This window comes from Streptomyces palmae, from assembly GCF_004684805.1.
GTDB classification, from domain to species: domain Bacteria; phylum Actinomycetota; class Actinomycetes; order Streptomycetales; family Streptomycetaceae; genus Streptomyces; species Streptomyces palmae.
The window spans coordinates 1-11,400 of sequence record NZ_SRID01000218.1; the positions used below are offsets into that span (position 1 = coordinate 1).

General features: G+C 71.4%; 11 protein-coding genes. 6 read left to right on the top strand and 5 right to left on the bottom strand.

Annotated elements, in window-relative coordinates; genetic code table 11:
- Positions 1 to 265: 265 nt before the first annotated feature.
- Both E4099_RS20930 and E4099_RS20935 read right to left on the bottom strand, forming a co-directional pair.
- Positions 266 to 2,032, bottom strand: a complete 1,767-nt coding sequence (locus E4099_RS20930) for an SDR family oxidoreductase (RefSeq protein WP_135340629.1) — start codon at positions 2,030 to 2,032, stop codon at positions 266 to 268.
- Positions 2,033 to 2,156: 124 nt separating this feature from the next.
- Positions 2,157 to 3,017: a M24 family metallopeptidase gene (locus E4099_RS20935; RefSeq protein ID WP_245245047.1), complete on the bottom strand. Its 861-nt coding sequence runs from the start codon at positions 3,015 to 3,017 to the stop codon at positions 2,157 to 2,159.
- A gap of 249 nt (positions 3,018 to 3,266) precedes the next feature.
- On the opposite strand from E4099_RS20935, the gene E4099_RS20940 reads away from it, so the two are divergent.
- The 6 genes from E4099_RS20940 (at position 3,267) to E4099_RS20970 (ending at position 8,738) form a co-directional block, all read left to right on the top strand.
- Positions 3,267 to 4,235: an ABC transporter ATP-binding protein gene (locus tag E4099_RS20940; protein WP_135340630.1), complete on the top strand. Its 969-nt coding sequence runs from the start codon at positions 3,267 to 3,269 to the stop codon at positions 4,233 to 4,235.
- Positions 4,222 to 5,106, top strand: a complete 885-nt coding sequence (locus E4099_RS20945; RefSeq protein ID WP_135340631.1) for an ABC transporter permease — start codon at positions 4,222 to 4,224, stop codon at positions 5,104 to 5,106. The genes E4099_RS20940 and E4099_RS20945 overlap by 14 nt, the downstream gene beginning before the upstream one ends.
- Before the next feature lie 49 nt (positions 5,107 to 5,155).
- A complete protein-coding gene (locus E4099_RS20950) occupies positions 5,156 to 6,073 on the top strand; it encodes an ABC transporter ATP-binding protein (protein ID WP_135340632.1) in 918 nt (305 codons plus the stop codon).
- Between the two features lie 14 nt (positions 6,074 to 6,087).
- Positions 6,088 to 6,816, top strand: a complete 729-nt coding sequence (locus E4099_RS20955; RefSeq protein ID WP_135340633.1) for an ABC transporter permease — start codon at positions 6,088 to 6,090, stop codon at positions 6,814 to 6,816.
- A gap of 447 nt (positions 6,817 to 7,263) precedes the next feature.
- Entirely contained in the window at positions 7,264 to 7,608 is a 345-nt protein-coding gene (locus E4099_RS20965; protein ID WP_135340634.1) for an MmcQ/YjbR family DNA-binding protein, read from the top strand.
- Positions 7,609 to 7,721: 113 nt separating this feature from the next.
- Positions 7,722 to 8,738 carry an asparaginase gene (locus E4099_RS20970; protein ID WP_135340635.1) on the top strand — a complete coding sequence of 339 codons (1,017 nt, stop codon included), beginning with the start codon at positions 7,722 to 7,724 and terminating at the stop codon, positions 8,736 to 8,738.
- Positions 8,739 to 8,942: 204 nt separating this feature from the next.
- Here the strand turns inward: E4099_RS20970 and E4099_RS20975 are convergent, their stop codons facing one another.
- The 3 genes from E4099_RS20975 to E4099_RS20985 all read right to left on the bottom strand — a co-directional run bounded on the left by E4099_RS20975 (position 8,943) and on the right by E4099_RS20985 (position 11,268).
- Positions 8,943 to 9,131, bottom strand: a complete 189-nt coding sequence (locus E4099_RS20975) for a hypothetical protein (RefSeq protein ID WP_135340636.1) — start codon at positions 9,129 to 9,131, stop codon at positions 8,943 to 8,945.
- Between the two features lie 640 nt (positions 9,132 to 9,771).
- Positions 9,772 to 10,698: an aminoglycoside phosphotransferase family protein gene (locus E4099_RS20980; RefSeq protein WP_135340637.1), complete on the bottom strand. Its 927-nt coding sequence runs from the start codon at positions 10,696 to 10,698 to the stop codon at positions 9,772 to 9,774.
- A 39-nt stretch (positions 10,699 to 10,737) separates the two neighbouring features.
- On the bottom strand, positions 10,738 to 11,268 hold the full coding sequence (locus tag E4099_RS20985; protein WP_135340638.1) for an SRPBCC family protein: 531 nt from the start codon (positions 11,266 to 11,268) through the stop codon (positions 10,738 to 10,740).
- Between the last annotated feature and the right edge of the window lie 132 nt (positions 11,269 to 11,400).

Genomic DNA, 11,400 nt, shown 5'->3' on the forward strand with positions numbered 1-11,400 from the left:
GGGGGCGGGCGGCTCCGGCGGTGCGGCCGAGCCGATGCGGAGGGACGGCTCGGGGGGCGAGGACTGATCGGACAAACGGGCAACTCCTTACAAGACGGCCGCCTGGCCCAGTGCCCCGCCGGTCCCGCCTCCGCCGAGTGCCGCAGGCGACCCTGCCGGCGGCCGGCCGGGGTGGGGCACGAGTCTCGCGCGGCGACCTCCTGGGGGGATGGTACGGCCGCCGGGAGCGGCTGGACATCGCCGTCCCGGTCCGGCCGCACGGTGCTTACATCGGCGGGTTGATACGGGCCAGGCCGCGCAGCGCCTTCGGTGATATTCGACCCAGCAGCCGGGCGCCGCGCGCTTCCGGGGTGACCGGGACGACGGCCTGGTTCCGGGCCACCGCGCGCAGCACCGCCTCCGCGACCTTCTCCGGCGGGTAGTTCCGCTTGCCGTACAGCCGGGAGGACTTCTCCTGGCGGCGCTTCTGCTCCTCCTCGGTGACGCCGGTGAACCGGGTGGTGGCGGTGATGTTGGTGTTGACGATGCCGGGGCAGATCGCCGAGACGCCGATGCCCTGCCCCGCCAGCTCGGCCCGCAGACACTCGCTGAGCATCAGCACCGCCGCCTTGGAGGTGCTGTAGGCCGGCAGTGCCCGTGAGGGCTGGAACGCGGCGGCCGAGGCGGTGTTGACGATGTGGCCGCCCTGCCCGCGCTCGGCCATCCGGCGGCCGAAGGCGCGGCAGCCGTGGATGACCCCCCACAGGTTGACGTCGAGCACCCTGCGCCAGTCCTCCGTGGTGGTGTCCAGGAACGAACCGGCCAGCCCGATGCCGGCGTTGTTGACCAGCACGTCCACCACGCCGTACTCGGAGGTGACCTTGTCGGCGAGCTTCTCCATGGCCGCCTCGTCGGCGACGTCCACCGTCTCCGCCCAGGACTGCGGTGCGCCGATCAACCGGGCCAGCTCGGCGGTGCGGGTGGCGCCCTCGGTGTCCCGGTCCACCGCGATCACCCGGGCGCCCGCCTCGGCGAAGGCGAACGCGGTGGCCCGGCCGATGCCGCTGGCCGCACCGGTCACCAGCACCAGCTGGCCGCCGAACCGGTCCGCGTACGGCTTGGGAGACCCGGTCCGCACCGAGGACCGGCCGCTCGCCTCGATGGTGGAGACGAACTCCCCGATCCAGGCGGCGAGCTGGTCGGGCCGGGTGCGTGGCACCCAGTGCTTGGCGGCGATGGTGCGCCGGGTCAGCTGCGGCACCCACTGGTCCAGGTCGTCGTAGAGCCGCTCGGACAGGAAGGCGTCACCGATCGGAGTGATCAACTGCACCGGGGCGTGTGCGAACGGGTCGGTGCGCGGGTGGAGCAGCCGCCGGCGCACGTTGTCCCGGTAGAGCCAGGCGCCGTGCGCCCCGTCCCGCGGCAGCGAGGCGGTGGGGTAGTCGCCCGCGGGGATGCCCTCCAGCCGCTCCAGCAGCCTGGGCCAGCGCTTGCCGAGCGGCCCGCGCCAGGCGGCCTCCGGAAGCCTGGGGGTGTGCAGCGCGTACACGTACCAGGACTTGGCGCCCTGGCCGAGGAGCTGCCCCACCCGGCGCGGGCCGGGACGCCTGGTGCGCTGCTTGATCCAGTGGCCGAAGTGGTCCAGGGACGGTCCGGACATCGAGGTGAAGGAGGCGATCCGACCCTCGGTGCGGGACACGGTGACGAACTCCCAGGCCTGCACCGAACCCCAGTCGTGGCCGACGAGGTGCACCGGTCGGTCCGGGCTGACCGCGTCGACCACGGCCAGGAAGTCGTCGGTGAGCCTTTCCAGGGTGTAGCCGCCGCGCAGCGGGGACGGCGCGGTGGACCTCCCGCAGCCCCGCACGTCGTAGGCGACCACATGGAACCGGTCGGCGAGCTGCTCGGCGACCTGGCTCCACACCTCCTTGCTGTCCGGATAGCCGTGCACCAGCAGCACGGTCGGCTGGGTGCGGTCGCCCCACTCGGCGACGCACAGCTCCACTTCACCGGTACGGACCCAGCGCTCCGTCGCGCTCGCCGCTGCCGCCATCACACGGCCCCCTTCTGCTCGCCCGTCCCGAGTGCTTCCCGGGTCCGGTGCCTTGTGTCCCGGCTCTGCCTGATCCGCCCGCGCTCCGCCTGTCCCGGGAGCGCCCCCCGGGGGTCCGGGCGGTTCACGACAGGCCCTGCCAGCGCCGCACGTGCGGCAGGTCGTCGTCCAGCCAGAAGGCGCTCTCCTGCGGATCCCGGGAGTCGGTGACCACCAGCAGCTCCTCGAACTTGGCGCCGGTGCCGCGGAATCCCAGGTGCGGCTCGACCGCCCACAGGCCGGGGTGCGGCGGGTGGTCGGAGAAGCGGTACGGGCTCCACAGCGGCGACCAGCCCTCCCGGTGGCCGTGCAGCGCGTCCGAGGCCAGCCCCTTGAGGCTCTGCACCCCGAACCCGAACAGCTGCGGTGACCAGCGGCGCTCCGGCGTCCGGTGCACCAGGTGCGCGATGACGCCGAACGGGTAGGCGCGATGCCGGTTGGCATACCCCTGGCGCACCATGAGCCGCTCCACGTCCTGGTAGATCTCGCGCAGCGGCCGCCGCTCGCGCACCTCCCGCAGGATCAGCTCCCGGTGCGCCTCCAGGTCGGCGAGCAGCCGGTCGTGCACCGGGTTGAGGCCCAGGCAGCCGGAGTAGCCGATGTCCGCCGTGTACCCCTTGTGGACCGGCGCCATGTCGAGGATGAAGGGCATCCCCGGCTCCAGCACCCGATTGGTCGGGAAGAACTGCAGCGGTATCCGGAAGCCGGTGAAGGCGGTGCGGTCGCCGAACCACGCGAAGGGCAGATGGAACCAGTCCCGCACCCCCCGCTCGCGCAGCCAGTCGCGCTGCATCCGGGCCGCCTCGCGCTCGGTCACCCCCGGCCGCAGCTGGGCGGCGACCGCCTCCGCGCACGCGTAGCTCAGCCGCTGCACCTCCCTGAACCCGCGCAGATCCGCGTCGAGTTCCCGACGTGTCGCGAGCCCGCCGCCCGCCATCGAGGTCATCGTCACCCACCCCACCGCCCGTCCGTCCGCTCGCCGCGGAGCCTCACCAGCAACTTGACACTGATGAATGTGACAATCCTCGGAGGCTGCGTCAAGAGCCGAACCAGCCCTGTGGATACTCGGGGTAACCCTGGTGTGCGGAGTCGTTCTGAAGTGCTGGACGCCGGCGGCTGATCAGTCTCGAGTACTACACGGATCCAACCGCTGGGAGTGACGCGGACTGTGGGCTGCGCCACTAACGTCGAACATGTGACTGTGATCGCCACCGAAAGCCTGAGCAAGCGGTACCCGAGGGTGACCGCCCTGGACCGGCTTACCGTCGACATCACCCCGGGCGTCACCGGCCTGGTGGGTGCCAACGGCGCGGGCAAGTCCACGCTCATCAAGATCCTGCTGGGCCTGTCCCCGGCCAGCGAGGGCCGTGCGCGGGTGCTCGGTCTGGACGTGGCCACCGAGGGCAACGCCATCCGGGAGCGCGTCGGGTACATGCCCGAGCACGACTGCCTGCCGCCCGATGTCTCCGCCACCGAGTTCGTGGTGCACATGGCGCGGATGTCCGGGCTACCGCCGTCGGCGGCCCGCGAGCGAACCGCCGACACCCTGCGCCACGTCGGGCTCTACGAGGAGCGCTACCGTCCGATGGGCGGCTACTCCACCGGCATGAAGCAGCGCGTCAAGCTCGCCCAGGCTCTGGTGCACGACCCGCAGCTGGTGCTGCTCGACGAACCGACCAACGGACTCGACCCGGTCGGCCGGGACGAGATGCTGGCGCTGATCCGCCGTGTCCACACCGATTTCGGGATCTCGGTGCTGGTCACCTCGCACCTGCTCGGCGAACTGGAGCGCACCTGCGACCAGGTGGTGGTGATCGACGGCGGCAAGCTGCTGCGCGCCAGCTCCACCAGTGACTTCACCCAGGCCACCGCATCGCTGGCGGTGGAGGTCACCGACCGCGAGGACGCCCTGCTGGAGCTGCTGTCCGAGGCCGGCCTCGCCGTGCGCGCCGAGGGCGTCCTGCTGCTGGTGGACATGGACCCGGAGCGCGGCGACCGGACCTACGACACGGTGCGGGACGCCGTCGCCGAACTGGGCGTCGGAATGGTGCGCATGGAGCAGCGCCGGCACCGCATCGCCGAGATCTTCCGAACCGGGCCCGCGGACGGCACCGGGACCGCCGACCCCCACCGGCAGGAGGGTGTGAACCATGACGCCGCCTGACGTCAACGTCATCCACAACATCGGCTACCGCCACTACGACGGTCCCCGGCTGGGCCGCGCCTACGCCCGCCGCTCGCTGTTCACGCAGAGCCTGCGCGGCGCCTACGGCCTGGGCCGATCCGCCAAGTCCAAGGTGCTGCCGATGATCCTGCTCGCGGTGATGTGCCTGCCCGCGGGCATCATCGTCGCCGTCGCGGTCGTCTCCAAGGCCGATGACCTGCCGGTGGACTACACCCGCTACGCGATCTACCTCCAGGCCGTGATCGGCCTCTACACAGCCGCCCAGGCACCCCAGTCGGTCTCCCTCGACCTGCGGTTCAAGACCACCCCGCTGTACTTCTCCCGCCCGATCGAGACGACCGACTACGTGGCCGCCAAGTTCGCGGCCATGGCCTCCGCGCTCTTCCTGCTCACCGCCGCGCCGGTGGTGATCCTCTACGCGGGTGCCCTGCTCGCCAAGCTCGACTTCGTCGACCAGACGGCGGGGCTCGCACAAGGACTGATCTCCGTGGCTCTGCTCTCGCTGCTCTTCGCCGGCATAGGCCTGGTGCTGGCCGCGCTCACGCCGCGCCGCGGGTTCGGTGTGGCCGCCGTCATCGCCGTACTGACGATCTCCTACGGCGCGGTCAGCGCCGTCCAGGGCATCGCCTACGACCAGGACAACACCGAGATCATCGGCTGGCTCGGGCTGTTCTCGCCCATCACGCTGCTGGACGGGGTGCAGACCGCGTTCCTCGGCGCGACCTCCTCCTTCCCCGGGGCCCACGGGCCGGACGGCGGTGCCGGCGCCGTCTACCTCCTCGTCGCCCTCGGACTGATCGCCGGCTGCTACGGACTGCTGGTCCGCCGCTACCGAAAGGCCGGCCTGTGACCCGCCACCCCTCGCCCGCCACCACCCTTCCAAGGAATGGGCCGCGCCCATGAGCACGCTCACCATTGACAACGTCTCCCGCTGGTTCGGAAACGTGGTCGCTGTCAACGACGTCAGCATGACCATCGGCCCCGGGGTAACCGGTCTGCTCGGCCCCAACGGAGCCGGGAAGTCGACCCTGATCAACATGATGGCCGGCTTCCTGCCGCCCTCCAACGGCACCGTCACCCTGGACGGCGAGCCGATCTGGCAGAACGAGGAGACCTACCGCAAGATCGGCCTGGTTCCCGAGCGGGAGTCCATGTACGACTTCCTTACCGGCCGGGAGTTCGTGCTCGCCAACGCCGAACTCCACGGTCTGGAGCGACCGGTGGCCGCCGCCAAGAAGGCCCTGGCCACGGTGGAGATGGCGCAGGCGGCGACTCGGCGCATCGACACGTACAGCAAGGGCATGCGGCAGCGCGTCAAGATGGCCTCCGCTCTGGTGCACGAGCCCTCCGTGCTGCTGCTGGACGAGCCGTTCAACGGGATGGACCCGCGCCAGCGGATGCAGCTGATGGACCTGCTGCGGCGGATGGGCGCGGAGGGCCGCACCGTGCTGTTCTCCTCGCACATCCTGGAAGAGGTCGAGCAGCTCGCCTCGCACATCGAGGTGATCGTCGCCGGCCGGCACGCCGCCTCCGGCGACTTCCGCAAGATCCGCCGGTTGATGACGGACCGGCCACACCGCTATGTCGTGCGGTCCTCCGACGACCGGGCCCTCGCCGCCGCCCTGATCGCCGACTCCTCCACCGCCGGAATAGAGGTGGACGTCCAGGAGGGCGAACTGCGGGTCCAGGCCGTGGACTTCGCGCGCTTCACCCAGCTGCTGCCGCGCGTCGCGCGGGAGCTGGACATCAGGCTGCTGACGGTCTCGCCCTCGGACGAGTCCCTGGAAAGCGTCTTCTCCTATCTCGTCGCGGCCTGAAGGGAGCCCCTGCGATGACCGCGCTCTACCACCCCACCGTGGCCCGTCTCACCTACCGGGCGCTGCTCGGGCGGCGCCGTACGCTGATGCTCTCCGCCCTGCCGGTGCTGCTGATCGCGATCTCCGCGGTGGTGCGTGCCGTGGCCGGTGCCGACGACTCCACCGCCGACGGCCTGCTGAGCGGCTTCGCGCTGGCCACCATGGTGCCGCTGATCGGCGTGATTGCCGGCACCGGTGCCATCGGGCCGGAGATCGACGACGGTTCGGTGATCTACCTCCTCGCCAAACCCGTCAAGCGACCGGTGATCATATTCACCAAGCTGCTGGTGGCGATCGCCGTCACCGTGGCCTTCTCCGCGATACCCACCCTGATCGCCGGTCTGATCCTCAACGGCAACAGCCAGCAGATAGCCGTCGCCTACGCCCTGGCCGCCGTGGTGGCCTCCATCGCCTACAGCGCCATCTTCCTGCTGTTGGGCACTGTGACCCGGCACGCGGTGGTGTGCGGGCTGATCTACGCCCTGGTCTGGGAGTCGGTCTTCGGCAACATCGTCCCCGGCGCCCGCACCCTGAGCGTCCAGCAGTGGTCGCTGGCGCTCGCGCAGTGGGTGGGGGATGGCGACGTGATCACCTCGGACGTCGGGCTGTCCACGGCGGTGGTGCTGCTGACCGCGGTGACCTGCACCGCCACCTGGTACGCGGGGCGCAGGCTGCGGGCGCTCACGCTGGCCGGAGAGGCGTGACGGGCGATTCTCATGCGGGTGCGGGTGCGGGTGCGGGTGCGGGTGCGGGTGCGGGGTGCGGGATGCGGGATGCGGGGTGCCGGTCTCGGTGCCGGTGCCGGGTGCGGCGTACGGGATGCCGGATGCCCGGTGCGGCGTAGGGGATGCCGTGTGTGGCGCAAGGGATGCGGGATGCCGGACCGGGTACGGGATGGCGGATACGGCGTACGGGATGTCGGGTGCTGGGGTGCGGCGTACGGGATGCGGGATGCTGGGGGGTGCGGGGGTGTCGGATGGGGAATGGCGGACGCGGCGTAGGGGATGCGGCTGCGGTACGCGCTGCGCACGGCGCACGGCGCATGGGAGACGGTCTGGGTGAATGCCTGATCGCCATGTCTCCGGAGAGCGCGGAGGGTTGGCGCCGTTTTCCGGTGTGCCGTACTCGTCGTCCCTGCTTACGGTAGGCGCATGACCGATTCCGAGGATGTCCGTCGTGTCGCGCTCTCCCTGCCGGAGACGGTGGAGAAGGAGGCATGGCAGATGCCCACCTTCCGGGTCGCCGGGAAGATGTTCCTGACCATTCCGGACGACGAGACCTCCTTCGCCGTCCGGTGCCCGATGCACGAGCGTGCGGAGTTGATCGCGGCCGAGCCGGAGAAGTTCTGGGTGCCGCCGCACGAGGCCGGCTCCAACTGGGTGCGGGTGCGGATCGCCGCGCTGGAGGACCGGACCGAGCTGCGGGACATCGTGGTCGACTCCTGGAAGCAGGCCGCCCCGCCGCGCCTGCTGGAGGACTTCCCGGACGCGTCCTGATTCCCGAGAGCGATGTGATCGGGCAGACAGCGCACCGAAGTTGGCTCTGCCTAGGGTGGGCGCGGCGCGAGACAACGCCGTCCCGCGCCGCGGACGAGCGAAGGACGCAGCCAGTGACGGTCGCACTGTTCACCCTTGGTGGGACGATCGCGATGGGAGGAGTGGCGAAGGGCGGTGACGGTCCCGGTGGGGGCGCGGTCACCCGGCTGACCGGCGCGCAGCTGACCGCCGCCGTCCCCGGGCTCGCCGAGCTCGGGATGCCGCTGGAGGTGCAGGACACCCAGGCGGTGCCGAGCGCGAGCCTGTCCTTCGCCCACCTCCTGGACCTGGTGCGAGACGCCTCGCAGGCGGTGCGGCGAGGGGCCACCGGTGTGGTGGTCACCCAGGGCACGGACACCCTGGAGGAGACCGCGTACCTGGTGGACCTGGTGTGGCCGCACGAGGCACCGTTCGTCCTCACCGGGGCGATGCGCAACCCCACCCTGGCGGGCCCGGACGGCCCGGCGAACCTGCTCGCCGCGGCCCGGGTGGCCGCCTCGCCCGCCGCCCGCGGTCTGGGTGCGCTGGCCGTCCTCAACGATGAGATCCACGCCGCCCGTTGGGTGCGCAAGACCCACTCCACCAGCACCGGAACCTTCGCCTCACCGGCTCTCGGGCCGATCGGGCAGGTGATCGAGGGGCAGGTGCGGATCCTGGCCACGCCGCCGGGCCACTCCTCGCCCGCGATCCCTGGCGCGGACCGGCTCACGGCCGCGGGGCTGGCGGACACCCGGGTCGCGCTGTACACGGTCACCCTGGACGACGACGGGGCGCTGCTGGAGGGGCTGGCCGACACCCACCAGGGGCTGGTGGTCGCCGGCTTCGGCGTCGGGCACGTCTCCTCGGCGCTGGCCCCGGTGTTCGGCGCGCTGGCCGAGCGGATCCCGGTGGTGCTCACCTCCCGCTGCGGCGCCGGCTCGGTGCTGCGGCAGACCTATGGCGCGGTCGGCTCGGAGCGGGACCTCCTGCGGCGGGGTCTGATCAACGCCGGGCTGCTCGACCCCTACAAGGCCCGAATCCTGCTCCGGCTGCTGCTGGCGGCGGGCGTGGACCGGGAGGCGATCACCGCCGCCTTCGCCCGGCACGGTTGATCCCGCCGACATCGCCGTTCCCCCGGACGTCCGCGGGCCCGCCGGAGATCCCGTTCCTGTCGGACATCCCTGTTCGGCCTGGACGAGATCGCCCGGCACCGCGCCGCGGCCGGACACCACGGCTCCCTCGGTGAGGGTGGTCGGGGCCCGGGTGTGGGCCCCGACCGGTGCCGGTGCCGGGGCTCTCGGCCCGTGGTGCGGACGTCAGAAGGAGACGCGGTCCTGCTGCGGGTGGCCCAGGCCCTCCCGCTGGTACGCGGCCGGCTCGGCCGAACGCCCCACCGGGATGTAGGTGATGGTGGCGTCGGAGCCCGTCCGGTCGCGCCGGGACAACACCACGGTCATCACCACCGCGCCCACCGCAAGAACGATCAACCCGATCAGAATGGTCACCAAATTTCTCAGTCCCCCCATGTTGTTGTGAACTGACCGTACTGTGCCCGGTCGTCCGGCACCGGCAAACGGGGAAAGGCGGCCGCGGCCCGCGCGCTGGGTCGGTCGTACCTCGCGCGCCCGGCACCGTCCGGTACCCGGACGTAGAGGGTCGCCTACCCATCACTTCCGACCGAACAACCGTCCAGACGGCATGCGGTGGTGCGATCTGGGTCACATCGGGAGCCCCGCCTGGTCAAGTCACCGGTTCGACCCGGTGGTGCGGCTGCTCGCCATCGGCACCAAGCGGCACCGGAGCCGTGATTCGTGTACGAACGGTTGACCGATCGATCACCGGTGAGCGTGATGCCAATCGGAAAAGCTACCCGGGTGGGGCAGTGTCGGGACATGCTTCCGATACGCGAGTGAGGGGCTGCAGACCGTCACCGCCACCTCGGTCGTACGGCATCCATGTCCCAGCCGTCGTCGAGGGTCACTCCGCATATCGCTCAGTCCATCAAGGAGAGCCATGAACATCGTCACCAGCCTGCTCGCGCACGTTCTCCACATCGTGGGTTGGCTCGTCTGACGCGAAGAGTCACGGCGCCGCCCCTCCAGTCCCACGGAGGGGCGGCGCCCTGTTGTGTACGGAACCCCGGACTCAGTCCAGGCGGTCGAGCAGGACCGCCGCGAGGGTCGACCGCTCGGCCCCCAGCTCGTGCTCACCGTCCTCGATGGCCCACAGCGCGTCCTGCAGCACCCGGGCCAGGGTCCAGCGCGCCGCCCGCTGCCGGTCCAGGCCCGTGATCTCGGTGAGCAGGTCGAACCGGCGGCCGATCGCGCGCGGGATGTCTCCCGTGGCGGCGAGGTCCTCCCAGCGGTTGCGGAGCGCGGGCATCAGCTCGAAACCGGGGTCCCCGGCGAGCGGCTTCGGATCGATGGCCAGCCAGGGCCCGCGGCCCGAACCGGGCAGCGAGGCCAGGACGTTGGCGTAGTGCAGATCCCAGTGGAGCAGCCGGTCGCCCGGTTCACCGCGCACCTCACGCACCGCGGCCGCGCAGTTCTCCAGCACCCGCCGCTGGTCCGCGTCGTGCAGCTCGGGCAGCGCCCCCGGCAGCGCGGTGAGCATGGCGTCGGTGACGGCGGCCAGGGTGCGCAGCCCGGCCGGGGCCGGCACAGCGGTCAACCGGGCCAGCAGGTCGGCCAGTTTCAGCAGCGCGGCCTGGGCGTCCGGGACCGAGGCGAGTGAGCGCCGGCCGTCCAGCCGCTCCAGCAGCATGGTTCCGCTGTCCGCGTCATGGTCCAGCAGGCGTACCGCCCCCTCACCCGCCCAGGCGCGCAGGCCCAGTGGTTCCCCCGCGGACTCCTCCGTCACCTGCTGGAGTTTGAGCGCGGCCGGGGCGCCGTCCGCCCGCCGCACCGGCAGCACCAGGGCGACCATGCCGTGCGCCGGGGCGCCGTCCGGCCGCAGTTCCCACCGTTCCAGGAACTCTGCGGCCAGATCCGGCAGCGCGGCGATCCACTCCGGACCGGCCGGGTAGCCGGCGTAGTGGGCGGCCAGCTCCTCGGGGACGGCGATAGGCGTCATGGCGGGGTGCTCCTGGAGAAGGGGTGCTCGGGTCGAGGGTCAGTCGTTGTCTTCGGCGAGGGCCTTGATGCCGCGCAGGGTGGCTTCCATGCCCGCACGGACCTCGTCGAGCCGGCCCCCGATCAGCTCCGCCTCCTTGTCCGGCCAGCGCTCCACCACCACGGTCAGCCCGGACCGACCCGTGCCGATCCGCATGGACTGCCGCAACAGGGTGCCGTCCGGGGCGGCGTCCAGTCGGAAGCGCCAGGTGGCCATGGGGTTGGCGGCGTCGTCGACGGCCTCGCCGTAGCGCCCGTAGGCGTCGATGACGGCCCAGCCGAACGCCCGCTCCGGCTCGTACTCCACGACCTCGGCCACGGTCTGCCACTCCCCGATCCTGGGGTGGGTGTTGTGGCCGGTGAAGCGCGCACCGACGGCGGGACCGGTGGCCCCGTTCAGCCACTCCACCCGCTGCAGCTCGGGGCTGAGCCTGGCCGGCAGGGCGATATCGCTGACCAGGTCCCAGACCCGCGAGACGGCAGCCTCGATGCGGATTTCGGCCTCGGTTCCCGGTTGGTCGGAAAGTCGCACGTCGTCTCCCTCGTCGTGATCACATACAGCGCGCCAAGTCTGCCCGACCAGTACATCGTTTGATCAGACCTGGAGGGGATGGAGTGACGCGATAGACGGACGAGGGTGGTGGGGGACGTGGGGCGCCAGGGG

Excerpts from the sequence above, each read along its gene's own strand:
- E4099_RS20930 (WP_135340629.1), bottom strand. The coding sequence starts at position 2,032 with ATGGCGGCAGCGGCGAGCGCGACGGAGCGCTGGGTCCGTACCGGTGAA.
- E4099_RS20950 (WP_135340632.1), top strand. The coding sequence starts at position 5,156 with ATGAGCACGCTCACCATTGACAACGTCTCCCGCTGGTTCGGAAACGTG.
- E4099_RS20980 (WP_135340637.1), bottom strand. The coding sequence starts at position 10,698 with ATGACGCCTATCGCCGTCCCCGAGGAGCTGGCCGCCCACTACGCCGGC.
- E4099_RS20955 (WP_135340633.1), top strand. The coding sequence starts at position 6,088 with ATGACCGCGCTCTACCACCCCACCGTGGCCCGTCTCACCTACCGGGCG.
- E4099_RS20935 (WP_245245047.1), bottom strand. The coding sequence starts at position 3,017 with ATGACCTCGATGGCGGGCGGCGGGCTCGCGACACGTCGGGAACTCGAC.
- E4099_RS20965 (WP_135340634.1), top strand. The coding sequence starts at position 7,264 with ATGACCGATTCCGAGGATGTCCGTCGTGTCGCGCTCTCCCTGCCGGAG.
- E4099_RS20945 (WP_135340631.1), top strand. The coding sequence starts at position 4,222 with ATGACGCCGCCTGACGTCAACGTCATCCACAACATCGGCTACCGCCAC.